Raw genomic sequence first — 25,778 nt, 5'->3', positions numbered from 1 at the left:
TTGTCTCTACGGTTTTTTAAATTCTTCTAATGTTTTATAAAACGCTTCTTGTGTTGGTCGGTTATTTGGAATTTCTCGTAACGGCTCTACTGCTTTTAATGTCTCGTAACACTCTTTTGGCAATTGCTGATACAAAGCCGTTCCTTTTGTTTTCCAGTCAATCATATCATCTGAAACATCTTTGATAATTACGGCTGGATTTCCCACAACCATTTTCCGATTCGGAATGTCCATTCCGGCTTTGATAAAACTCAATGCTCCGATGATACATTCATCACCAACATTCACATCATCCATAATCACAGCATTCATTCCAACAAGACAATTGGCTCCAATATTCGCTCCATGAATAATGGCTCCGTGACCAATATGTGCTCCGGCTTTTAAAACCATACTCTTTCCAGGGAACATATGAATGGTGCAGTTTTCCTGAACATTGCAACCGTCTTCAATAATGATTTCGCCCCAATCGCCACGGATAGCAGCACCAGGCCCGACATATACATTTTTCCCAATAATCACGTTACCCGTAACCGCAGCCTGCGGATGGATAAAACTACTTTCGTGTATGACTGGGATGAACCCTTTGAATTCGTAAACCATGTTTTTATATTATAAATCTTGTACAGACGTTGCAATGCAACGTCTCTACGAAAATTTCTTTAACGTTTCTTTTGTAAAATCAGACAATACTAATCTTCCGCTGATAGCGGCTCTTTCGGCTAATAAATTGTCCCAATCCTCAGTGCCTCGCCAGAAAACCTTTTTCATTTCTACCATAGCTTCGGGATTGTAAGTACATAAATGTTTGGCAAAAGCCTGAACAGCTTCATCCATAGTTTCAATACTTTCGTAAACGCTGGCGTACAATCCTTTTTCTCTTGCCCAAGACGGTTCGTAAAACGTATTGGCATCAATGGCGATTTGTGACATGGCTGAAACTCCAATCTTTCTCTCGATTGCTGGTGACACCACAAATGGCCCAATTCCAACATTGAGTTCGCTCAACTTTATAGCGGCAAATTGTGTTGCCATGCAATAATCGGTTGAAGCAGCGATTCCTACTCCGCCTCCAACGGTTTTCCCTTGAATACGTCCGATGATGAATTTTGGGCATTTTCTCATGGCGTTGATGACATTGGCAAAACCCGAGAAAAATACTTTACCAGTAGCCGCATCGTTGATTGCCATTAATTCTTTAAAACTGGCTCCGGCGCAAAATGTCCGGTCGCCACCACTTTTTAAAACAATCACTTTTACATCATTATGGTTGCCCATATTGGTAATGGTTTCTGCTAATTGTGCCAAAATATTGCCTGGCAACGAATTCTGTTCCGGATGGAAAAATTCAATCGTGGCGATATTGTTTTCTATGTTGTGTTTTACGTAGGCGTCCATTATATCTTTTTTTTTCTAGCCCCGATAGTAGTGGAAATCCTTTTGTTTTTTAAAGAAAAAAACAAAAGATTGCAACGGATAGCGGGAAATAGCTCCTAATTATTATAAAATTCCAAATTGCTCAAAATGATGATTCAAATGTTTTCTTTCGAGTAAATATGATTCGTATTTGTTCAATTCTCCAAAAACCATATTTTTTAAAACGGCGTCCGGATTTTCCTTGAAAAATGCTTTATAGGCTTCTCTTGCTTCTATAAATTTAGCTTTTGCTGTTTCAAAATCAGGATAAATCAAATCTTCCAGAACATCTTTTTTATAGGTTGGAAAAGCTGATTTTTTTGGAAACTTGTCAAAAGTATATAACGAATTATGCACTTTTTCCAATATCGTTTCGGGTGTAGCAATTTCAAAGTCCTGAATTTGACCTGACATTATTTTGTAACCAAGTTCCAAATGTTCCAACAAATGCTGTGGTGTTAAAATACCCCATTTTGGCTGTGAATCCTGTGCAAGCTTACTTAGAGATTCTTCAATTTTTTCATCGGTCATTTCGACGAATGTTTCTTGTTTTTTCTGTACCATTGTCAAAATTGTAGCAACAGCAACCAATTCGTTTTCGGCATCAAAAACCTCAACAAACCATTTTACAATACCGCTTGGATGCTCAGCAGAAGCTACATCTCTTTCGATTTTTTGCTTACAGGTCAGACGTACATAAACCGTGTCATTGTGGTACAACGGACGCAAAAAACGGCATTCTTCCAAACCGTAATTGGCGGCAACCGGTCCTTTGTTTGGATAAACAAATAATCCAGCGGCGGCGGCTAAAATGAAATAACCGTGAGCCGTTCTTTTCTTGAAAATACTTCCGTCAAGCGAGGTAATATCCGTATGCGCGTAGAAATGATCCCACGTTAAATTGGCAAAATTGATAATATCGGTATCCGTGATGGTACGCTTGTGTGTTTTTAAAGACATGCCCGGCTGAATGTCTTCCCAATGGTATTGGAAAGGATGTTGAGTAGCTTCTTTATATTTGGAATTCGGCTGATAAATGCCTGTGATTTCGGTTAAAGTGGTTGGTGAACCTTGTACGGCGCAACGTTGCATATAATGCTTGATTCCTCGAACGCCGCCCATTTCTTCTCCGCCTCCGGCACGACCCGGACCACCGTGAACTAACAACGGCAACGGCGAACCATGACCAGTACTTTGCTTTGCGTTTTCTCGATTCAGCACCAAAATTCTTCCGTGATGTGTAGCGGCATTGATGACATACTCTTTGGCAATTTCATCTGAATTGGTTACGATAGAAGATACTAACGAACCTTTCCCCAGTTTGGCTAATTCGATGGCTTCGTCTAAAGTTTTGTATGGCATTATCGTTGAAACCGGACCGAAAGCTTCTGTTTCGTGAACGGCAATATTTTTGAATGGATTGTCTTCGCGTAATAGCATTGGGCTAATAAAAGCGCCTTTACCATCGGCTCCGACTAAAGTTAATTTATTAAAATCACCATAAACAATGGATGCTGTTTTGGTGATTTCACTAACTCTGCTTTTTACTTCTTCCACTTGTTCTTTGCTGACCAAAGCGCCCATACGGACTTCTTTTAATCTTGGATCGCCAATGGTTACTTTATCTAACGCTTTTCCAAGGGCGATTTGAACATCTTCTATTAAATTTTCCGGAACAATCATACGACGGATTGCTGTACATTTTTGACCACATTTCACTGTAATTTCGCTTCGTGCCTGGTTGATGAACAAATCAAATTCCGGAGTTCCCGGAACAGCATCAGCGCCAAGTATGGATGCGTTTAACGAATCAGCTTCCATGTTGAAAGGCACGGCTTCGTTGATGATTCTTGGATGTGATTTCAACATTCTTCCAGTTGTAGCAGAACCTGTAAACGTTACGACATCCTGGCTTTCAACTGTATCAATTAGTGTATTGGCCGAACCACAGATTAATTGTAAAGCGCCTTCGGGTAAAATATTGGAAGCGATGATTTCTCTAACTACGGCTTCGGTTAAATAAGATGTTGATGTGGCTGGTTTTACGACTGCCGGCATTCCGGCCATCCAGTTTACTGCACATTTTTCCAGCATTCCCCAAATTGGGAAATTGAACGCATTGATGTGAACAGCTACGCCTCGTTTTGGAACCAAAATATGATGCGCCATAAAACGTCCGCCTTTGGACAAATCGATTGGGTCGCCTTCTACGTGATAGGGTTGGTTTGGAAATAATTTACGCAACGAAGCATTAGCAAACAGATTACCAAATCCACCTTCGATGTCAATCCAACTGTCGACACGTGTTGCTCCGGTTCTATAACTGATTTCGTAGAATTGTTCTTTGCGTTTGGTTAAATAAAGTGCCAAACTTTTAATCATATTTCCGCGTTCCTGAAACGTCATTTTGCGGAGTTTTTCACCGCCTTTGGTTCTTCCGTAATGAAGGATTTCACCAAAGTCCAAGCCTTGCGTTGAAGCATGGCCTACAATTTCTCCGGTTACCGAATCGAATAACGGAACGCCTTCTCCGGCTCCTGATGTCCAATTTCCTAATATGTAGTTTTGTATTTTGCTCATTTTATCAATATGTCGCTCCCGATGGAGCCTTATTTTATTATTTTATCCTTTGGCTAAAGCCAAAGGCTATTCAGCTACACGTTCAATAATTGCTGCGTAGCCTTGTCCGACGCCAATACACATTGTAATTAATGCGTATCGTTTTCCTGTAATTTGTAATTCTAATGCCGCGGAATACGCTATTCGTGCTCCCGTAACTCCCAATGGATGTCCAATAGCAATCGAACCACCGTTTGGATTTAATCTTGGGTCGTTATCCGCAATTCCCCAAGCTCTTGTGCAGGCTAAAGCTTGTGCAGCAAATGCTTCGTTCAATTCGATGATGTCGATTTGATTTAATGTTAAACCAGCTTTGGCTAACGCTTTATTCGTTGCTTCTACCGGACCAATTCCCATGATTCTTGGTTCAACGCCAACTACGGCAGAACTTACTATTCGGGCTAATGGTTTTAAATTATATTTTTTCACTGCTTCTGCAGAAGCTATGATTATGGCGGCGGCTCCATCATTCAAGCCTGAGGCATTTCCGGCTGTAACGCTTCCGTCTTTTTTGAAAGCGGGACGCAATTTGGACAAGCCTTCTAAAGTTGTGTTTGGTTTTACAAATTCGTCTTTGGAAAATACCATTGGATCGCCTTTGCGTTGTGGAATTTCTACCGCAACAATTTCTTTGGCTAATCTTCCTGAGTTTTGTGCGGCGGTAGCTTTCATTTGACTGTTCAAAGCGAAAGCGTCCTGATCTTCTCGGGAAATATTGTGGATTTCTACTAAATTTTCTGCGGTTTCTCCCATGGCATCCGTTCCGTACATCGTGTTCATTTTCGGATTGATAAATCTCCATCCGAAACTGGAATCATACATTTTTGAGTCGGTTCCGAAGGCGGCTGATGGTTTGGAAACCACTAATGGTCCACGAGTCATATTTTCGATTCCGCCTGCGATAAATACATGTCCGTCACCAGCTTTGATAGCGCGGTTGGCATGAATTATCGCTGATAATCCTGAACTGCACAGACGGTTTACGGTTTCTCCGGGAACGGTATATGGTAATCCTGCCAAAAGCAAAGACATACGCGCCACATTGCGGTTGTCTTCTCCGGCCTGGTTAGCACAACCCATAATGACATCATCATAAGCTTCTTTAGGAATATTTGGATTTTTATCGGTTACGGTTTTGATAACCAATGCGCCTAAATCATCGGGTCGAACCGCTGATAAAGTGCCTTGGTAACTTCCGATTGGAGTACGGACTCCGTCTATGATGTATGCTTCCATTTTTTAAGTATGAATTATAAGTTATGAATTATGAGTTCTTAACTTGTAAATTTTATTTATCAATTCGTTGGCTCTTTAGCCCCGATCTCGTCATTGTTGGAGCTCTTGACTTGTTGATTAAACAAGTTAAAGCGACTGACGAGAGCGGGAATTACCATTACTGGAACTGCCCGAACCATTCGCTCCTGACTTCGATCCTTCAACTACGCTCAGGACTGGCTTACTCAGTCAGAAATCATTCTTCCCATTCTTTTGCGGTTCTGTAGACGACGCCTTTGAACAGTGCCACCATTTCATCACCGCGTTTGACTTCGATAATATTGAAGCCTAGTTTATTATTTACTTTTTCGATAACGGATTCTGCTACCAGATAATCGCCTTCGTTTACCGCTTCTATATGGTTGATTGACGTTTCGATGGAAACGGCGAACCTACCATGGGTGTTAGTTGCGAATCCAAAAGCCGTATCAGCCAGGGAATATGTGATTCCGCCATGCGCTTTGTTCATACTGTTGAGCATTTCTTTGCGAACGGTCATGGCCACTTTGCAGCGACCGATTTCACATTCGAGAATTTCGATGCCCAGCCATTGGCTGTAAGCGTCAAGGCTTAGCATTTTGTATGGTATTTTGGTGCCTTCCATTTAGAAAAAGGTTTTTTTGTCTTTACTCATTCGTCTTAAAATCGGGCTGCAACGGTAGCGGTCTTCGTGATACTCGTTGTATAAAGCATCCAGTTTTTCCACACACCATTTGATTCCTAATTCGTCTGCCCAGGCTAGTAATCCTTTCGGGTAATTTACACCTTTGGTCATAGCATTGTCGATATCTTTTGCAGAAGCTATATTTAAAAATAAGGCTTCGGCGGCTTCGTTGACGAGCATAACAATTACGCGTTCGAAGATGCTTTGTGAGATTGCTTCGTTCCTCGCAATGACATCTTCAGTTGGTTTTGAGATTGCTTCATTCTTCGCAATGACATCATAGTTATAAAAACCTCTTCCTGATTTTCTTCCAAAGAAACCAGCTTCTACTAAACGTTTTTGTGTGAATGACGGTTTGTATCTTGGGTCAAAATAGAATGCGGTAAATACGCTTTCCGTTACCGTATAATTGACATCGTTTCCGATAAAATCCATCAGTTCAAATGGCCCCATTCGGAAACCACCAATCGTTTTCAAACTCCAATCGATAGTCGCAAAATCGGCTACACCTTCTTCGTACATTCGCAAACTTTCGCTGTAAAATGGTCGTGCTACCCGATTAACTATGAATCCTGGTGTGTCTTTGACAACAGCAACTGTTTTTTTCCAATCGGTTATGGTTTGTATCGTAGTTTTCAAAACTTCCTCGCTGGTTTGCACGGCTGGAATAATTTCGACCAATTGCATTAACGGCGCTGGATTGAAAAAGTGAATTCCGATGACGCGTTCCGGTTTTTCACAAGAAGCAGCTATGGAAGCAATTGATAATGACGATGTATTGGATGCTAAAATGGTTTCAGGCGAAACATAATTTTCGAGTTCCGAAAACAATTTTCTTTTAATATCTGCATTTTCGACTATGGCTTCGATAACCAAATCGGAATGTGATAGTTCGCCTAAAGCGTGAACATAGGCAATATTTTGGGTGATTCGGAATTTTTCACTGGAATTGATTTTGCCTTTTTCCACTAACTTGGACAAAGTGATTTCTAAACCCGATTTGCTTTTGGACAGGGCATCCTGGTTGGTGTCGTAAATTTTTACTTCACAACCGGCTGTGGCGGCTACTTGGGCAATTCCGCTTCCCATCGTTCCCGAACCTATTACTGCTACTATCATTTAGACTTCTTAGATTTTTTAGACATTTTAGACTTCTTAGATTTTCTAATAAGCTATATTAATTTCCTTTAAATTCGGGGGTTCTTTTTTCTACAAAAGCAGTTACGCCTTCGCTATAATCGTCTGACGAACTGGCTTCTATTTGCAAGTCGCTTTCTAAAGCCAACTGTTGTTCTAATGAATTGGTCATTGATTGGTTTAGTAATCTTTTTGTTAAGCCTAATGCTTTTGTTGGCATTTGAGCCAAAGTAGTTGCTAAGGCTTTTACTTCTTCTTCAAATAATCCGGTTGGGAAAATTTTGTGAATCATTCCCATATTTACTGCTGCTTCTGCGGTTACCTTGTCGCCCAACATCATCAAAGCACTTGCTTTTTGGAATCCGATTAATCTTGGTAAGGAAAACGTCCCGCCACTGTCGGGTACTAATCCAATTTTGCTGAATGCCTGTATAAAACTTGCATTCTCGGAAGCAACTACAATATCGCAAGCCAAAGCAATATTGGCTCCGGCTCCTGCAGCTACTCCGTTTACGGCAGCTATTATCGGTTTTTCTATTGTTCTGATTTTTTGAATAATTGGATTGTAATGTTCTTCCAGAATTTTTCTAAAGCCTGGATTTAATTCAGGAGAAGTGACTTCTTTTAAATCCTGTCCGGCGCAGAACGCTTTTCCGTTTCCGGTGATTACGATGGCGCGCACTTTAGCATCACGGTTACAATCGTCCAGTTTATTTTGTAATGACAAAGCCATTTCCCGGTTGAAGCTGTTAAAAACCTCTGGTCGATTAAGTGTAATCCACGCGACGCTATTTTCAATTTTGATTTCTATTGAGTTGTTACTCATACTTGTTTATTTTAAACATTTGAAGTAGTCAAAAGGTTCCAGACAATCTTCACACTGAAAGAATGCTTTGCAGGCTGTGGATCCGAACTGACTGACTAATTTGGTGTTCAATGAACCGCATTGCGGGCATTTCACTATTTTTTTATTCCCTAACAATGCTTCTTTATCAGCTTCTGCTGATAGTGGGGAAGCAATCCCATATTTTTCTAAAGCTGCCCTGCCTTTAGGTGTAATCCAATCGGTGGTCCATGCTGGAGATAACACTAATTTTATGTTGGCTTGAAATCCTTTTTCCTGGAATGCTTTTTTAATATCATCACCAATCACATCCATTGCGGGACAACCGCTGTAGGTTGGTGTAATTTCAACCTCAACTACATTATTCACTACTATTGCCGAACGCACTACACCCATTTCTACAATGGAAAGTACCGGAATTTCCGGATCGGATACTGTTTCGAGGATATCGAAAAGTTGTTGGTCAATATGAAGTTCTGTTGTTGTCATTTTACCAATTCATGTTTGGATATGTACGTTGCATGTATTGTAAATCGGACAATAAATAGCCCATATGCTCACTGTGAATTCCTTGTTTACCTCCTTTTTGGAAGTATTCAATGGTTGGTGTTTCCAAAGTAGCTTCTTCTAAAATGGCATTTATTTTTTGGTAAAAACCAGTTTTTAAAAGCGTCACATCCACACCAATTGCTTCTGTAACCATAGCTTTATCGGCATCCGTTTGGTGGAATAATTCGTCCGTATAAATCCACAAATCGTTCATTGCTGTTTGGATTCGGTTGTGGCTTTCTTCACTACCATCACCTAATCTTTTAATCCAATCGGAAGAGAAACGCGTGTGGTATAAAACCTCTTTAATACTTTTTTTTGCAATTGCCGAAAGCATTTCATCTTTACTGTTTTGCAATTCTTCGAGCAAAGCCAAATGAAAAATGTCAAACAAAAATTGTCTTGTGATGGAATACGCAAAATCGGTATTTGGTTGTTCGACCAATAATACATTTTTGTATTCTCTTTCCAAACGTAAGAAAGCAATAGTATCTTCGGTGACATCTCCGCCTTGTAATTGTGCAGCGTATTGATAGTAACTACGAACTTGCCCTAGTAAATCGAGAGAAATATTGGTCAATGCAATGTCGGTTTCCAAACTTGGACCATGCCCACAAAGTTCACCCAAACGTTGTCCTAAGATTAAGGCGTTATCAGCGATTCCGTATATGTATTGTACTAAATTGTCTTTCATCTTACATGTGTTTTAATTCGTCCGGAAGTTCATAAAACGTAGGATGACGGTAGACTTTATCTTTTGCCGGTTCAAAAAGGGCTGCACTGTCTTCCGGGTTTGATGCGGTAATTTGAGCCGATGGAACAACCCAAATACTTACGCCTTCCATTCTGCGTGTGTAAACATCGCGTGCATTTTCTAGTGCCATCGTAGCATCGCTTGCGTGAAGCGAACCGCAATGACGGTGTTCTAATCCGTTTTTACTTCTGATAAATACTTCCCAAAGTGGCCAGTTTTTCATAATCTTAAATTTGTTGTCGGTTGTCGGTTGTCGGTTGTCGGTTTAAAAACTGAGAACTGATAACAGACAACTATTTATACTGCTCTTTCTAATTCTTTATTTACTTGTTTTTCGGCATAAGCCATGGCTGCATCACGAACCCATTCGCCATTGCTCCAGGCTTTTTTACGAGCGTCAATTCTCATTTTATTGCATGGCCCGTAGCCTTTTACCACCTGCCAGAATTCGTCCCAATCTAAATCACCGAATTCGTAATGCTTGGTTTCTTCGTTCCATTTCAAGGTTGGGTCCGGAATCGTTAAACCAATCATATCGGCTTGTGGAACTGTTTGATCCACAAATTGCTGACGCAGTTCGTCATTCGTTCTGCGTTTCAGTTTCCATTTCATTGATTGTTCTGTGTGAACGGAAGCTGCGTCTGTTGGTCCAAGCATCATTAAAGATGGAAACCACCAACGATTCAGTGCATCTTGCGCCATTGCTTTTTGTTCCTGAGTTCCTTCTGCCAATGTCATCATAATTTGAAATCCCTGACGCTGGTGGAAACTTTCCTCTTTACACACACGCACCATGGCGCGGGCATAAGGTCCAAATGATGTTGCGCATAACGGCACTTGGTTTATAATTGCAGCTCCGTCTACCAACCAACCGATGGCGCCCATATCGGCCCAAGTCAGTGTTGGATAATTGAATATGCTGGAATATTTGGCTTTTCCTGAATGCAGTTGTTCATATAATTCTTCGCGGGAAATCCCTAAGGTTTCGCAGGCGCTGTATAAATACAAACCGTGGCCCGCTTCGTCCTGGATTTTGGCCAACAACGCTACTTTTCTTCTTAGCGAAGGAGCGCGTGTTATCCAATTTCCTTCAGGCAGCATGCCGACAATTTCGGAGTGTGCGTGTTGCGAAATCTGTCGAATGTGCGTTTGACGGTATTTTTCGGGCATCCAGTCTTTGGGCTCGATTTTTTCGTCTCGGGCGATTCGTGCGTCGAATTGTTCTTCTAAATTCTTAATTTCTATTTCTGACATAATTTTTGAGTAATTAGTCGTTAGTAATTAGTGATTAGCCTTTTAACTTTTCACTTGTTTTATTCCTTTAGTTTCTTTTTTAGCCCCGATTACCTCACTTAACTTCTATTTTTTTATAGGTTTTCGGTGAATACTTCGCATTTGCAGCTGGCTACCATGTAGCGCGGAAAGCGGGAATATGGATGGCAAAAATGCCAGAACCATTCGCTACTGATATTCATCAGCATAAATCCAAATTATCCTCCGAAATCGACCACAATCTTTTTGGAAGTCGGAACTGCCTGGCAGCTTAGTATGTAATTTTTGGCCACTTCAGTCGCATCTAATGCATAATTCACTTTCATTTCGGCGGTGCCTTCTACGATTCTGCATCTGCACGTGCTGCAAACTCCACCTTTACAGGCGAATGGCAAATCGGCTCCGGCGGCTATGGCGCTGTCGAGAATGTTGTCAAAACCTTCGTCCATAATATAATGGAATTCTTTTCCGCCATCGATGATGGTTACTTCGGTTCCGTCGACTTTTTTCTCTACTATTTTGCTTATTCTATGTTTATCTTCTTCTGACATTCCGGTGTTAAAAAGTTCGAAATGTATTTTTTCTTTGGGCAATCCTGCGGCTGTTAATTCGTCGCGCAACAGATAAATCATTTGTTCCGGACCGCAGATAAAGCAATCGTCTGTGGATGGAATGTCGATGATTTTTTCGGTTAAGATTTGGAGTTTTTCTTTGGTAAACCTGCCGTTCAAAAGTTCGATGTTTCGGTGCTCTTTGGTTAAGAAATGAAAGATTTCAAAACGCCCGAAATATTTATTTTTGAGTTGCTCAATTTCCTCTTTAAAGATAATTGATTTTACGGTTCGATTGAGATAAAACAGTTTAAAAGTGCTGTTTGGCTCGGCTGCCAAATGCGTTTTGATGATAGAAAGAATCGGTGTGATTCCGCTACCGGCTGCAAAGGCAATATAGTTTTTGGCTTTTGTTGCATTAACTTCTGTGTGGAAAGCACCGTGTGGTGCTATTAAGTCTAGTGAATCTCCTTTTTTCAAAGTATCATTTACAAAACCTGAAAATACACCTTCGTTGATTTTTTTAACGGCTATTTGCCATTTATTTTCCATTGGGCTGGAGCATAACGAATAAGAACGCCTTTCGTCTTTACCATCAATATGGGTTCTAACCGTTAGATGCTGGCCTTGTGTGAATTGGAATTCTTCCTGCAAATCGGCCGGAATATCAAAGGTTATTACCGAACAATCCTTGGTTACTTTATAAACATCTGCGACTTTAATGCTGTGAAATTTTGCCATAAATTCAATTTAGAACAAAACTAACAACTGTTAGTTTGCTATGCAAAATTAAGCAATAATTATTAAAAAGTTACGATAACGTTTGAAAAATTAACAGCCGCTGATTATCAGCCAATTAATCCATTACAATTCCGTTTAATAAAACCTGAATCATATTGGATTTGAGGACTTTTGGGTCGGGGCTTTTTTTCTTTCCATACCAAAGATAAAGCGTACGTAGTGTAGAAAGTGTCGAGAAAATAATTACTTCAAGATTAAGGTTTTTGATTTCACCATCGGCAATTCCTTTTTTGATAATGGTGCGGAAATTTTCTTCGTAATCTTCTCGCATTTTGATGAAATAAGTCAATTGCTCATCCGCCAAATGCATCCAATCGTTATTCAGACATGCGAGCGCATTGGCATCGACAAGGGTAATATCAATATGAAGCTGAATGATTTTTTCAATTTTTTTGATAGTGCTTTCATCGGAACTTACGACTTCGTCCATAGTTTGGGTGAATTCTTCGGCGATTTCGATGATAATTAAAACGAGGATTTCCTGTTTGGATTTGATATGATTGTACAAACTTGCCGCTTTGATATCCATTGCTTGTGCGATATCGCGCATGGTTACGGCGCTATATCCTTTCTCTTTGAAAAGCTTGGCGGCTACGGCAATGATTTCGGTTTTTCTGTCGGTAATTTTCATAATCAGTTCAAATATAAAATTATTTCTAAACTGATTGTTGAATTTAACGCATAAGCATTAAATCAGATTGTTATTTTTGGCTTTTTGAATTGCTTCGAGTTTGTTATGCACCTGAAGTTTGGTGTAGATATTCTCGATATGTTTTCGAACTGTAGAAGGCGATAAGAAAAGATTATCGGCAATGATGTTGTAATTTAATCCTTTACTCAATTGTTCCAGAACCTCAATTTCTCTTGTGGTCAATTTGATTTCTTCATCACATTTTTGTTCGAAGTCAATTGGATTTCGCAATAGTTTCAATGTTTTCAAAGCTATTGAAGGATTCATGGCTGCGCCGCCATTTAGTGTTTCGATTATTCCCTGATGCAATTCTTTTGGATTTACTTCTTTTAACAAATAGCCATCGGCTCCAGCTTTTATCGCATTAAAAATGTTCTCATCATTATCAAAAACGGTAAGCATGATGATTTTGATTTGCGGATATTTTGACTTGATAATCTGTGTAGCTTCAATACCATTGCAATTTGGCATTTCAATATCCATCAGGATTAAATCAATGTTTTTATTTTGCTCTAATTTCTGCTGAATTTCATTTCCATCGATAGCTGTAAATTTTAGAACTAAATCGTCAAAAAAAGACAACTTTTCAGCAGCTGCTTTTTGCAAAAAAACATTATCATCTACTACGGCTATTCTGATGGACATATTTGAATAAGTTATATACCAAAGATGGCTAATTTTTTTTAAGTTAACATACTCATTTTAAAAAAAGTCCTTTTCAAACTTATGATTTAGCTTGAATAAACCACAGAATGAAAAGGACAACAATAAAAACAACCTAAGTTATTTTATGATAAACATCAATACCACTTGATGAAACAAATTTGGCGAGATAATTTGACAAAAAAAATACGGCAGATGCCGTATTTAAGTCATTATTTTTAAACCCTTATGGCATTTTATTCTTCAGTTTGATGATTATTTCGGTGCCTTTAGCATCATTTGTGACAAAATCTATTTCACCCTGAATGTCATGAATTCTCTTTTTCATATTATTTATTCCGTTACCCAATTCAATTTTGCCAATATCAAAGCCTTTTCCATCGTCAATAATTCTTATAATCACCGTATGACTTTTTGATTTAATATCAATCTTTATATTATGGGCTTCGGCATATTTAATGCTGTTATTTATGGCTTCCTGAATCGTTCTGTAAATATTCATTCCTTGAATTGAAGTGAATTTTATATCTTTTAATTTATCTTCAATTTGGAACGAAAACTGAATTCCTTCTTTGGCTTCTTTGGCTTTATCAATAAAATTGTGAATTCTCGTTTGTAAATCTTCCAATGCTATTTCACTGCTGTTCATTGCCCAAATTGTATCCCGAAGTTCTATTATAGTCGACTTCGCGAAATTACTGATGCTCGAAATTTTATCATCCAGTTTGGAATTTTGAATTTCAAAAGCATACTTAATGTTATCGACCGACGAAATAATAAACGTGAGTTGCGAACCAATATTATCATGCAAATCCCTGGATATTTCAAGTCGTTGCTCCTGCAGTTTGTTTTGGGTTTCGATTTTGCTGATAGCAGATTTGAGCTCAAACTCCTGTTCCTGTTGCTTGTTTTTGAGATGCTGTTGACGATAAACCAAATAGATAATTATCAGCAACGCTATAGATATCAACCCTAAAATAAGAAACTGTGTTTCCTTTTTCTTTATTTTCAACTCACCAATGGCTATTTCGGCTTTTGATTTTTGCAGGAGTTTTTCTTTTTTCTCTGTTTGGTATTTAGTTTCTAACTCGGCTGTTTGCTTAACCGTATTATTTACGAGTAATTGTTCATTTACTATCGCCAACTTATTGACGTAATATTTCACGCTGTCTGTTTGATTTAGATTGGAACAAACGATTACCAATGAATTATAATTTATTTGCAGTTTATCACTGAGGTTTCCTGTTTCGTAAACTTTTTTCGTCGACAATAGTAGTTTCTTTGCTTCCGTAAATTTTTTGGCAGTGATATATTCTTTAGCCAGATTTAAATCAAAATTCGCTTTGTCTAAATTTGAATTTAACGCTTCTCTTGCTTTCTTTGATTTCTGAAAAAATGCCAGTGCATCTTTAGACTTTTTTTGTTCGGTTTTAATAGTAGCAATATTATTGAATCCGCTGGAAATCCCCTTATTATTGCCAACAGCGGTGCAGGCTTTGACACTTTTATTATAGCAATTTAAAGCATTCAGAGTATCATTCATCTGAAGATATACATTGCCTAAATTCAAACAAGAAACGCACAACTGATCGGTAAAATTATTGCTTTCCTGATATTTTACTACATCGCTTATGTATTGCAATGCTTTTGGATAATTTTTTAATTTAAGAAGAATTAAACCAATATTGCCTTTTGTAATGCTACTGTTTTTTTCGTCTTTTGTGCTTTCAAAATAATTTAAAGCTTCTAAAAAAGAAGCCATTGCCGGCTTATATTGTTCTGTTTTTTCATAGATATTCGCCAGGTTATTATTGATTTTTGCCAAGCCTCTATAATCGTTTCGCAGCTTTCTGATTTTATAAGCCGAGAGATAATTTGTCTTTGAATTTTGAAAATCGCCCTTCATAAAATACACCGCTCCAATATCGCTGTATACTTGAGCCAACAATGTGGAATCGCCTAATTTTTGAGATTCACGAATAGCTTTACCACCATAATTCAAAGCAGAATCGGTAGCAATTTTAGAATAATACCACGTTAAATCAGAATAAATCGCTGCTGTTTTTTTAGCATCAGGATTTGCTTTTAAATCCTTTTTTAAGCCATCAATAATATCCTGAGCATTTTGGGATTTTACAGTTTGAGATAAGAATACCAAGAAAAATAAAAGTAATGTTTTCTTCATGCGACAGATTTATAGGATAAATATATTAAAAATGTTAAAATAACAAGTTAATACATTCATTTTCTTGGATATAAACCTTCGATCAAGTCGAGATTCAGTTCGTAAATTTCTTTGTTGAGAGTAGAATTGATATAATTTAATTGTTGCTTTAACTCCTCCGACATTTCTAATTGCTTGTTTTGGAGCTTTTGTTCATTACCTAATTGCACAATAAAATCTTCTAAAAATTTTACTCTGGCACGGAATTTTTGTCTGTCCAACTGGATTTTATTAATTAAATAAATAATAAATATCAAAAACAAAAAAGTCATTAGGGCTAAAACATTTGTCATCTTTAAAATTAAATTTATTTGTTCTTAAACAAACTTTTTTTAGAAATTGGGATGCTTTTCAAAACATTGCTTCCATCGGTAAATGAAATGAAGTATAAAAGCTCATTTTTCTCATCATAAAATGGCAAACCATCAAATTCATTTGTATTAATCCTGCTTCCAAGATTAATTGGCTCTGACCAGTTTTTCCACGAATCATCCAATCGGTAAGAAACATAAATGTCAAAATCTCCATAACCGCTGAATCCGTTACTGCTGAACAGCAGGGTTTTTTGATCCGAAAGTAACTGTGGCATACCTTCATCTGCACCCGAATTAATTACTTTACCCATATTTTGTAAAAAACCATAGTTTCCGTCTTCTTTTTGATCTGCAAAATATAAATCGGTTCCACCTTGCGTAAAATCTGTTTCAATTCCAACGATAAAAACTTTCGCATCAGCTGTCATCGTAGCATCTGAAGTGTCTTCATAGTTATTATAAGCAGTAACTTTTATTGTATTTGCCGCTTCATAATTACCATTTTTGTTTAAAAAAAACTGATAACCTGTTTCACCTGTTCCTTTGTTATACCCATTTCCACCTTTTAAAAGAAAATCAGAATTAGCTAATTCAACATAATTATAAGAAGTCCCAGTATTTAAAGTAGTTTCCAACGTTTTATTTCCCCAGCTGCCATCTGCTTTTTTTGAAAAAGAGTAAATCAATTCGTTGTCATTCTCTACGGCTGTGATATACATTTTCTTGCCTTCATTGGTTATTGATGGATTTGTTGGTGTTATTCCGTCTAAGACTATTTGTGTTGAAGGAAGCAGTTTCTCAAAAGCTTCGTTTGTATTTATTGTGGCCTGAAGTGGTGTTTCTGAATCAGAAATACCAATAGCATCAATTTGCTTTTGTCCTGGAAGCAAAGAAAAATTAAAATCTACTCTAACGGCAACAACGCCCGAAACAGCGCTTTCTAAAATTACATTTTCAATTCCCGGATTAAGCACATCTGGTGCTTCCTGAATTTTTCTCCTTTTGCGTTTGTAATAATACTTTCTGTCAGCAGGAATTGAACCTCTGAAAGTCGGTGTTTTATAATTTATGTTTCGGGACCAAACAGTTTGATATTTTCCCGAACCATTATCAACGGCAATTCTGGAAACACAGCCTGTATTTAGATTTTCGAAGACAGCAACTTGTTTTACCGTTTGTGGTTTTTCAAAACTCACTTCAACGAATTCTCCATTCAGTGCATTTTTTGGCGTCCATGCATTTGGGCTGCTTCCTGCCTGTGGAAAAGCATCCGGTTTTCCCAAAATCCTTTTGATTCCAAATTGTTTTCCTCCTAAATCTGAAGAATATTTTATCAATTTATTTGCCCATTGCACTTGTTGTGCATTCACAGAAAAAATTAAAAAGAAAGCGAAAAAAAATAATTTTGTTTTCATATTGTTACGATTAGAAAAGGCTGTAAGTCTCAAGTTACAGCCCTTTCATTCAAACCAAAATTTTAATTATTAACTTTGATTTTCTCTACTTTTTTGCCTTTGAAAGCAAATATGTATTCACCGTCTGAAGTGATGTCAATTCCGTTACCGTATTTTGGGCTTCCTCCTTTTCCTTTGGATTGAACAGAACCTTTAGTTTCTCCATTAGTCATATCAATTCCGTAAATGATGTTTTTACTGTTTCTCTGATCTCTCAGGAAATAATTATCGCCAATATGATAGAAATAATCTACGCCTTTTATTTTGTCAGAAGCATAAGCCCTTGAGCCGTCTTTTTTGTTGTAAGCAGCCAAGCCTTTTTCTGAAAGAACCACGACTTTGTCATCAAAATCGATAACATCTGAAGCTCTTCCAACTTTAGCATCATTGTGTTTTACATCAAACAATTGATTTCCGGAAGCAATATCATAACCATAAAACTCATCTCCATCACCAACAAAAACAGTTTTATTATCGTCCAAAATCAAATCCGTGATACGCTTGTCAAATTTTTCAGAACGCCAGGCAGTTTTTCCTGTCGCATCATCTAAACACAATACTGAATTTTTTTGATTTTTATAATCCCAATAGATATAAGGAACCCATTGTTTCGCGCTTCCACCACCAAAACCGCCTAAAGCCAATCCTGCTGATAATCCACTAGAAACCTCTTCAAGTCTTAATTCCTGAACCTGTACTTTTCCACCAACCTGCACCAAAATCTTATCATTGGCTTTGTAAATATTTGGCATACAAAAAGCACCTGTGATTTTATCAGAAGCCCAAATCAATTTCCCGGAATTCAAATCGTGTTTTTCAACATATTTGGTTTTATCTCTTCCTCCTAAAATCACAATATAAACCGCATCGTCTGTAAATAATGGATCGGCAATTGTTCTGTAGATTTGAGAACGTTTTCCTCCGCTGAACATTCCTCCTTTGGCACCAGCCATATCATTTTCATAATTTACATTCCATATTTTTTGACCTGTATTATAGTCGTATACATTCATTCCGTCCAGGTACATGAATATTTTATCACCTTTAATCCATAAATCAATAATCGCTCTTCTGGTCACCAATTCTTTTTCAATTGATCCGGTAAAAGTGGCGTCCCAAACTACATCTCCATTCGCCGCATTGATTCTAACCAATTGGTTTTTGTATCCGGAAAACAATGCGCCAAGAGCTGTTGGCTTGAAGTTTACCATGATGATTTCATTTCTTTTTGAATCGTATACATATTTCCCGACACCACCTTTGAAACGATTGGTTTCCCAAACTTTTTCTCCTGTATTTGCTTTTACCAAAATCACAGAATTCCTTTGAGAAATTAAAAACGAATCAAGTTCATTAATATATTTTACAGTTTCCAATTCGCCTTCATCACTTCCTTCAGCTGCCTTAGTTCCTTTTGGAATTAAATCCTGATAAAGTTCCGAATTCCATAATTCTTTTCCCGATGCCAAATCCAAAACGGCAACTCTGTCTGTTCCTAAACTTCTTTTATCAAAAAGAAACAGATAACCACCTTTATCTTTCCAAATGGTGTATTGATATTCTGAATTGTTTGTTTTATTGGTAGTCAATTTCTTGTAATCGCCATTCCAGATTGCTGTTCCATCAGAGTTTAAAACCGAAGCCGAATTATCATCTGTTCCAATTATAAATTGACCATCACCATCACACAAAGCTAATCGTGAGGCTTTGTTGTCAAATTCTGATTCCCAAACAGTAGCAAAGCTTCCCGATTTTTTTCCGGCGGCTTTGCCCTTGCCTAATAGTTTCCCAAATTGGGCTGTTGCAGGTAATGTGAATGCTAAAGTTAGCATCATCATTACTAAAGTAGTTTTTTTCATTGTTTATTGTTTTTATTGTTAGGTTATTAAAAAGTTGCTGTATAACGAATCTTATAGCGTTGTTGTTTTTGAAGTTTAAACTGGAATTTGTGTTGCAGAATGTAGTCTGACATGAAATTGATAAAGTCAATATTCTTGATGTCGCTGTCTACTTTGAAAAAGGAAGAAACCTTTCCGTTTTGCACCACGCCAATATCAATGACCATAGTTCCTTTGATATCAGCATATTTTTTGTTTTTCTTTTTTAAGAAATCTGCAGATTGAAAAACTTCATCGATTTCTTTGGTTACCGCCGCCGAAACTTCTTCCTCATCCGTTAGCACGGGTCTTTGAGAAAGGATGTTACTTTGAGCAACGACATTGGTAGTACACAATATAAAAATTGCGAATACTAGTGTAGTTTTTAAAAATTTCATGGTTTTAGGTTGTTAATTACATAGCAAACCTATGACTAAAACCTAAGTAAGGAAATACGACATTTGCCGTATTTTGTTAAAATTGAAAGTGCGGAAATTGCTTTTGAAGCCTGATAATCTTGTCGTTAAGATTGCTTAGAAACTTCTGATGACTTTCTGTATTGGGATTAAATGGTCGATGTGCCATTGCTTTTTGAATACTGGAAACTTCCTCCATTGTGGAATGGCTTTCTTCAGAAATATAATTTTCAAAAAAACGAGCCCAAATATAATCTATCGCTGTTTGGCTTGGATGCAGCATGTCTTCGGCATAGAAACGATAGTCGCGTAATTCGTCCATCATGATTTCGTAAGAAGGAAAGTATTCAGTGTTCAGTTTACAGTGTTCAGTTTGCAAAATGTTTTGTAAAGCAGTAATTAGATGCGACTTGCTTCTTTGATTTTCTACAAAACCATCTTTGATATGCCGAACTGGAGAAACCGTAAATATGAAATGACAATTCGGATTAACTTTTCGGATTAAATCAATTGTATTCTGAATAGATTTCTCAATAGTTTCTACAGATAAAATGGATTTGTCAAACTGGATTTGTGGCACTTTATGACAATTGGCAACAACATTTTTTGATGATTTATTTCGGTAAACCCAAGACGTTCCGTATGTAGTTATGATATGTGTGGATTTGGTTATTTGGTTATTGGTTGATTCGAGAAGTTGGTTTAGTAAATTCAGAAAATCATTTTTATCCGGATTTGATAATTCCGAATGTACTTCAAAGCAATGCCACAAATCGTTGTGAAAAAAAATATCCTCTTCAGTGAAATTCTTCTTATTGACAACTCTCGAAATCAGATTTTCAATAGAAACCGGATTGAAAATTATTCCAAACGGATTGACCGTATTTTGAAATTTAAAATAACTGAACTTCTCACTCATATTTTCAGCAAAACAGGAACCAAAAGATACTATTTTGGAACTATAATCTATTGGATTACTTGATTTTGCTATTGGTACTTTAGTTGTGAAATTCATTTTTCAAAAGTACAAAATGATTTTAAACCTAAAACGCTCTATCGAATTATAAAGTAATACAATCCAAACACAAACTTGGTTGCTATTTATTTTTTACTTTTGACATTCAAAATTATTTTACTTCATGAAACTATTATACGCTTATCTCAAAAAACATAAAATGCTTTTGTTTTTTGCCTTGTTTATGGCAGCAATAAACATTTGTTTTAGCTTGTCCGATTCTGTAATTACCGGTAAATTGATGCAGGATTGTGGTGTTGGCATTGCAAAATACAAAGGCAACGAAATTGGTTTTATCAAATCTTTATCCTTTTGGCTAGGATTGTCATTAGGCGCCGCTATGATTTCCAGGATTACCAAAAACTTTCAGGATTATTTTACCAACATCGTGATTCAAAGAACGGGTGCCGAAATGTATACTGACGGAATCAAAAAATCTTTAGACTTACCATACGAAGAATTTGAAGACCAACGCAGTGGCGAGACTTTAAGCAAGCTTACTAAAGTTCGGTCTGATTCAGAAAAACTAATTACGCTTTCTATTTCGTTGATTTTCCAAACGGTTATCGGATTTATTTTTGTGATTATTTATGTTGGCCGAATCGATTACAGAATCTCGATTATCTTTTTAATTACTGCTCCTGTTATTGCATTAATAAGTTCTTATTTAGGCAAAAAAATAAAAGTAGTTTCCAGAAGTATTGTCACACAAACCAATGCTTTAGCAGGTTCAACGACCGAAAGTTTACGGAATATTGAATTGGTAAAAAGTTTGGGATTGACGTATCAGGAAGAAAAACGTCTGAATTTAAACACGCTGAAAATTTTGCAACTCGAATTACAAAAGATTCGTTTTATCAGAAGTCTGAGTTTTATTCAGGGAACAACTGTTCATTTTTTAAGGACTTGTGTTGTTTTCACTTTGTACTATTTCTTATTTGGCGACAAAATCATTGTTGGTGATTTACTAACAATGGTATTTTTTACTTTCTTTATTTTTGGACCATTGCAAGAATTGGGTGCGTTTATCATCGCGTTGAATGAAACCAAAGTTTCTATGGAAAACTTCAAGGAATTACTGAGTGCTCCAAAAGAATATCGTCCAAAAAATGCCAAACATGTCGGTGCCATTGAATCTTTACTTTTTTCGAATGTTAGTTTTAAACACAAAACAGCCAAACATCCTGCCGTAGAAGATATTAATTTTGATATCAAACAAGGTGAAACAGTTGCCTTTGTTGGACCATCCGGAGCAGGAAAAACAACCTTAGTAAAACTTTTGGTCGGATTGTATCCACCGGCAAAAGGCCACGTAAAATACAACTCGATTGATTCAACCGAAATTGATTTATTGGATTTGAGAAAACAACTCGGATTTGTTACTCAGGATGCACAATTGTTTTCGGGAACTATCAGAGAAAATTTATTGTTTGTAAAACCATCTGCAACCGATGAAGAATTACTGGAAGTTTTACACAAAGCCAGCTGTGATAAATTGTTAGCACGTGCCGAAGATGGATTGAACTCTACGATTGGCGAAGGCGGAATTAAAGTTTCCGGTGGCGAAAAACAACGATTATCAATTGCCCGTGCGATATTGAGAAATCCGAATTTATTAATTTTTGACGAAGCAACTTCAGCTTTAGATTCGATTACTGAAGAGGAAATCAATGCAACAATCAGAAATATTTCAGACAAAAACAGAATCACTGTTTTGATTGCGCACCGATTATCAACAGTAATGCACGCAGACAAGATTTTTGTATTGGAACAAGGACGAATCATCGAACAAGGCAGACACGAAGCTTTATTGGAAGAAAAAGGTTTGTATTATGCGATGTGGCGTCAGCAGATTGGTGAACGCAAAAAAGAATAGACAAAAAAACCTTTTCAAGATTTGAAAGGGTTTTTTGTTTACTAATATTTATATATATCTGTGGTTGCCGATAATGTTGCTCCTGCATAAGTAATTACTTTATGAGTGCTTTTTGCAGGATAATTAGAATTATTAATCGTGTAATTATAGGTTGAATGATTAGTATATTGATTAAAGGTGTTGAATCCATTCTTTAAATCCTGCAGGATAAATAATTTATCATAACCGGTAATATTCTTGAATGGGCTATTATAAATGGAGTAAGTAGCTTCATTTTTAGTTGTCCAAATACTGCCATTTAATATTTCCAGCTTTATAAATCTATTGTTGCTATCTAAAGAAATTCTATCTGTTTCATATAAATCGGCCGGATTGGCTGTTAAGCCGTGATAACATTCTCTAATTACAGTATTGTCAGGATTATAAGTATAGATTTTAAGATCTTCCGAAATACCCGAATTAATAGGTTGAGTCGTTTCGCGAATAAGTCTGCCACTATCATCATATTGGTAATGGCTTTCGCTAAAAAAAATTGCCCCACTTCCCTGCTTTACTGTTGTAATCAAATCGCCAGCATAAGTATAGCTGGCAGTTGTCAATGGTAAAAAAGAATCACCATAAGTAACCGTTGCAAGTTTATTTCCGTTATAAAAATATTTGTAAACTATCTCAGATGTCGAAGTGAATCCATCATAGGAAGTTGTTTTAGAAGTGTATTCTTTAACTAATAAACCACTGCCATTATTATTACCTGAATCACTTGAACAGGCATTTAATAAAATGAAGATAGTTCCTAAAATGAAATACTTTTTCATAATTATTTAATAAAGTCTACCGCTTTTTCTAATGCTTCTTTGATTCCGGCAACATTCTTTCCTTTTCCTGAAGCGAAGAAAGGTTGTCCACCACCATTTCCATCAATGTATTTTCCTAATTCACGAATTACGTTTCCGGCGTTTAATCCTTTTTCCGCAACTAATTCTTTAGAAATATAACAATGAATATTTGGAGCATTTTCTTCAACAGAAGCTAAAAACACGAATGAGTTAGGTTTAGAAGTTCCGATTGCCTGAGCCAAATCTTTAGTAGCACTCATTGATAAATCAACTTGTTTCGCTAAAAAGTTGATTCCGTTAATTTCCTGGAATTCGCCAACCAAATTGTTCTTTAATCCTTCAACTTTTTCTTTTAATAACTGCTCAATTTGCTTTCTCAGTTTGGTATTGTCATCCTGCAAAGAAACTACTGCTTTTAAAGTATCCTGTGGATTTTTCAAAGTTTCCTTAATCGCATCCAAATCGTTTTCCTGTTGCGTAAAATAATCTTTTACAGCATCGCCGGTAATCGCTTCTATACGGCGGATTCCGGCAGCAACAGCGCCTTCAGAAAGGATTTTGAAATGCCAGATTTCGCCTGTGTTTTTCACGTGAATTCCACCACAAAGTTCTTTGCTGTCGCCAAATTCAATCATACGAACATTATCGCCATATTTTTCTCCAAACAAAGCCATCGCACCTTGCTCCATCGCTTGCTTAATTGGAATACTTCTATGTTCAACTAATTGCAATTGCTCCTCGATTCTGGTATTTACAAAATCTTCCACTTTTCGAATTTCTTCATCGGTTACTTTAGCAAAATGTGAAAAGTCAAAACGCAGATGATTTGGATTTACCAACGAACCTTTTTGTTCTACGTGAGTCCCCAAAATGTTCCTCAATCCCAAATGCATCAAGTGTGTAGCCGAGTGATTTTTGGAAGTTGATGTCAATAAATCGGTGTTGACTTTTGCCACAAAACTGGCTTCAATATTCTCGGGAAGCTGTTTTGCAAAATGCAGAATCAAATTATTTTCTTTCTTCGTATCAATGATATCAATGGTTTCATTAGCCGAAACCAAAGTTCCTTTATCGCCCACTTGTCCTCCACCTTCTGGATAGAATGGTGTGTTGTCTAAAACAATTTGGTATAAAATGCCATCTTTTTTAGAATCAACTTTACGGATACGGGTGATTTTTACTTCGTTTTCTGTTTTGTCATAACCAACGAATGTTTCCACATTTCCGGGAATTAGAACTTTCCAGTCTTCGGTAGAAACTTCAGAAGCTGCACGCGAACGGTCTTTTTGCGCTTTCATTGATGCATCAAATTCAGATTCTTTGAAAGACATTTCTTTTTCTTTCAGAATCAAGGCTGTTAAATCTTTTGGGAAACCAAACGTATCGTATAATTCAAATGCTTTTTCACCTGAAACTTCATTGCCTTTTGTTTTAGCAACAACATTATCCAGCAATTGTAAACCTTGGTCTAGAGTTCTCAAAAACGATGCTTCTTCTTCACGAATTACATTGGTAACCAATTGTTGCTGCAATCTGATTTCCGGGAAAAAATCGCCCATTTGATCTGCTAAAACAGCAACCAATTTATTGATAAACGCCTCTTTGGTATTCAAAAAAGTAAATCCGTAACGAATCGCACGACGCAAAATTCTACGTATTACATAACCTGCTCCGGTATTTGAAGGAAGTTGTCCATCAGCAATCGCGAAAGCTACCGCACGAACGTGATCTACAATTACACGAATCGCAATGTTGGTTTTATTTTGTTCTTCGCTAATATTTTTAACTTCGTTTGAAGTATATGTTAATCCTGTGATTTGTTCCACTTTTTCGATAAGAGGTGTGAAAACATCCGTATCATAATTCGAAGTTTTTCCTTGTAATGCCATACACAAACGCTCAAATCCCATTCCGGTATCAACGTGTCGTGCTGGTAATTTTTCCAGACTTCCATCAGCTTTACGGTTGAATTCCATAAAAACATTATTCCAGATTTCAACGACTTGCGGATGGTCATTATTCACCAAACTTTTCCCTGATACTTTTTTCTTTTCTTCTTCCGAACGAATGTCAACATGGATTTCAGAACACGGCCCACACGGACCTTGGTCACCCATTTCCCAGAAGTTGTCCTTCTTATTTCCGAGAATGATTCGGTCTTCATCGATTAATGTTTTCCAGATATCCCACGCTTCCTGATCAAATGGAACATTCTCTTCAGGATTTCCTTCAAAAACAGAAACGTATAGATTCTCTTTTGGGATTTTATACACTTCAGTCAATAATTCCCAAGCCCAGTTGATAGCTTCTTTTTTGAAATAATCGCCAAAAGACCAGTTACCCAACATCTCAAACATAGTGTGATGATAGGTATCAAAACCTACATCTTCTAAATCGTTATGTTTTCCTGAAACACGAAGACACTTTTGCGTATCGGCTATTCTTGGGCATTTTGGAGTTCCATTGCCTAAGAAAAATTCTTTGAATTGTGCCATTCCCGAGTTGTTGAACATTAGGGTTGGATCGTCTT

22 protein-coding genes are annotated in these 25,778 nt (G+C 37.2%); 1 reads left to right on the top strand and 21 read right to left on the bottom strand.

Annotated features, from left to right (window positions below):
* Positions 1-6 precede the first annotated feature (6 nt).
* The 19 genes from ABIQ27_RS06570 to ABIQ27_RS06480 all read right to left on the bottom strand — a co-directional run bounded on the left by ABIQ27_RS06570 (position 7) and on the right by ABIQ27_RS06480 (position 20,536).
* Positions 7-603 carry a transferase hexapeptide repeat family protein gene (locus tag ABIQ27_RS06570; protein ID WP_348032984.1) on the bottom strand — a complete coding sequence of 199 codons (597 nt, stop codon included), beginning with the start codon at positions 601-603 and terminating at the stop codon, positions 7-9.
* 45 nt (positions 604-648) lie between these two features.
* Positions 649-1,398, bottom strand: a complete 750-nt coding sequence (locus tag ABIQ27_RS06565) for an enoyl-CoA hydratase/isomerase family protein (protein ID WP_348032983.1) — start codon at positions 1,396-1,398, stop codon at positions 649-651.
* A gap of 102 nt (positions 1,399-1,500) precedes the next feature.
* Complete coding sequence (paaZ, locus tag ABIQ27_RS06560; RefSeq protein WP_348032982.1) at positions 1,501-3,996, bottom strand: phenylacetic acid degradation bifunctional protein PaaZ; 2,496 nt, start codon at positions 3,994-3,996, stop codon at positions 1,501-1,503.
* 66 nt (positions 3,997-4,062) lie between these two features.
* Positions 4,063-5,271 (bottom strand): 3-oxoadipyl-CoA thiolase, encoded by a 1,209-nt coding sequence (pcaF, locus tag ABIQ27_RS06555; RefSeq protein WP_348032981.1) that lies wholly within the window; start codon positions 5,269-5,271, stop codon positions 4,063-4,065.
* A gap of 235 nt (positions 5,272-5,506) precedes the next feature.
* Positions 5,507-5,914: a hotdog fold thioesterase gene (locus ABIQ27_RS06550; protein ID WP_348032980.1), complete on the bottom strand. Its 408-nt coding sequence runs from the start codon at positions 5,912-5,914 to the stop codon at positions 5,507-5,509.
* Positions 5,915-7,093 carry a 3-hydroxyacyl-CoA dehydrogenase NAD-binding domain-containing protein gene (locus tag ABIQ27_RS06545; RefSeq protein ID WP_348032979.1) on the bottom strand — a complete coding sequence of 393 codons (1,179 nt, stop codon included), beginning with the start codon at positions 7,091-7,093 and terminating at the stop codon, positions 5,915-5,917.
* 58 nt (positions 7,094-7,151) lie between these two features.
* The gene (locus ABIQ27_RS06540) at positions 7,152-7,937 is read right to left on the bottom strand and encodes an enoyl-CoA hydratase-related protein (RefSeq protein ID WP_348032978.1); all 786 of its coding nucleotides are present in this window, start codon (positions 7,935-7,937) and stop codon (positions 7,152-7,154) included.
* A 6-nt stretch (positions 7,938-7,943) separates the two neighbouring features.
* Positions 7,944-8,444, bottom strand: coding sequence for a 1,2-phenylacetyl-CoA epoxidase subunit PaaD (gene paaD / locus ABIQ27_RS06535; protein WP_348032977.1), 501 nt, complete (start codon positions 8,442-8,444; stop codon positions 7,944-7,946).
* A gap of 1 nt (position 8,445) precedes the next feature.
* Positions 8,446-9,198 carry a 1,2-phenylacetyl-CoA epoxidase subunit PaaC gene (paaC, locus tag ABIQ27_RS06530; RefSeq protein ID WP_348032976.1) on the bottom strand — a complete coding sequence of 251 codons (753 nt, stop codon included), beginning with the start codon at positions 9,196-9,198 and terminating at the stop codon, positions 8,446-8,448.
* A 1-nt stretch (position 9,199) separates the two neighbouring features.
* Positions 9,200-9,484, bottom strand: a complete 285-nt coding sequence (paaB, locus tag ABIQ27_RS06525; RefSeq protein ID WP_348032989.1) for a 1,2-phenylacetyl-CoA epoxidase subunit PaaB — start codon at positions 9,482-9,484, stop codon at positions 9,200-9,202.
* 71 nt (positions 9,485-9,555) lie between these two features.
* Positions 9,556-10,512 (bottom strand): 1,2-phenylacetyl-CoA epoxidase subunit PaaA, encoded by a 957-nt coding sequence (gene paaA, locus ABIQ27_RS06520; RefSeq protein WP_348032975.1) that lies wholly within the window; start codon positions 10,510-10,512, stop codon positions 9,556-9,558.
* Positions 10,513-10,748: 236 nt separating this feature from the next.
* Positions 10,749-11,822, bottom strand: coding sequence for a 1,2-phenylacetyl-CoA epoxidase subunit PaaE (gene paaE / locus ABIQ27_RS06515; RefSeq protein ID WP_348032974.1), 1,074 nt, complete (start codon positions 11,820-11,822; stop codon positions 10,749-10,751).
* A gap of 115 nt (positions 11,823-11,937) precedes the next feature.
* Positions 11,938-12,513 carry a TetR/AcrR family transcriptional regulator gene (locus tag ABIQ27_RS06510; protein ID WP_348032973.1) on the bottom strand — a complete coding sequence of 192 codons (576 nt, stop codon included), beginning with the start codon at positions 12,511-12,513 and terminating at the stop codon, positions 11,938-11,940.
* Between the two features lie 57 nt (positions 12,514-12,570).
* Positions 12,571-13,218 (bottom strand): response regulator transcription factor, encoded by a 648-nt coding sequence (locus tag ABIQ27_RS06505; protein WP_348032972.1) that lies wholly within the window; start codon positions 13,216-13,218, stop codon positions 12,571-12,573.
* Between the two features lie 244 nt (positions 13,219-13,462).
* Entirely contained in the window at positions 13,463-15,421 is a 1,959-nt protein-coding gene (locus ABIQ27_RS06500; RefSeq protein ID WP_348032971.1) for a sensor histidine kinase, read from the bottom strand.
* A 346-nt stretch (positions 15,422-15,767) separates the two neighbouring features.
* Positions 15,768-17,189, bottom strand: a complete 1,422-nt coding sequence (locus ABIQ27_RS06495; protein WP_348032970.1) for a hypothetical protein — start codon at positions 17,187-17,189, stop codon at positions 15,768-15,770.
* A gap of 62 nt (positions 17,190-17,251) precedes the next feature.
* The gene (locus tag ABIQ27_RS06490; RefSeq protein WP_348032969.1) at positions 17,252-19,087 is read right to left on the bottom strand and encodes a PQQ-binding-like beta-propeller repeat protein; all 1,836 of its coding nucleotides are present in this window, start codon (positions 19,085-19,087) and stop codon (positions 17,252-17,254) included.
* A 26-nt stretch (positions 19,088-19,113) separates the two neighbouring features.
* A complete protein-coding gene (locus tag ABIQ27_RS06485) occupies positions 19,114-19,503 on the bottom strand; it encodes a hypothetical protein (RefSeq protein WP_348032968.1) in 390 nt (129 codons plus the stop codon).
* 76 nt (positions 19,504-19,579) lie between these two features.
* Positions 19,580-20,536 (bottom strand): GSCFA domain-containing protein, encoded by a 957-nt coding sequence (locus ABIQ27_RS06480; protein ID WP_348032967.1) that lies wholly within the window; start codon positions 20,534-20,536, stop codon positions 19,580-19,582.
* A 124-nt stretch (positions 20,537-20,660) separates the two neighbouring features.
* Here ABIQ27_RS06480 and ABIQ27_RS06475 point away from each other — a divergent pair, with 124 nt between their 5' ends.
* On the top strand, positions 20,661-22,412 hold the full coding sequence (locus ABIQ27_RS06475; protein WP_348032966.1) for an ABC transporter ATP-binding protein: 1,752 nt from the start codon (positions 20,661-20,663) through the stop codon (positions 22,410-22,412).
* Between the two features lie 41 nt (positions 22,413-22,453).
* Here the strand turns inward: ABIQ27_RS06475 and ABIQ27_RS06470 are convergent, their stop codons facing one another.
* Positions 22,454-23,227, bottom strand: a complete 774-nt coding sequence (locus ABIQ27_RS06470) for a hypothetical protein (protein ID WP_348032965.1) — start codon at positions 23,225-23,227, stop codon at positions 22,454-22,456.
* Positions 23,228-23,229: 2 nt separating this feature from the next.
* Positions 23,230-25,778, bottom strand: a 2,549-nt coding sequence (gene alaS, locus ABIQ27_RS06465; protein WP_348032964.1) for an alanine--tRNA ligase, incomplete at its 5' end; no start/stop codon positions are given.

It is taken from the genome of Flavobacterium sp. (assembly GCF_039916025.1).
In the GTDB taxonomy this organism is placed as follows: domain Bacteria; phylum Bacteroidota; class Bacteroidia; order Flavobacteriales; family Flavobacteriaceae; genus Flavobacterium.
This window is presented reverse-complemented; position numbering and strand designations above follow the sequence as displayed.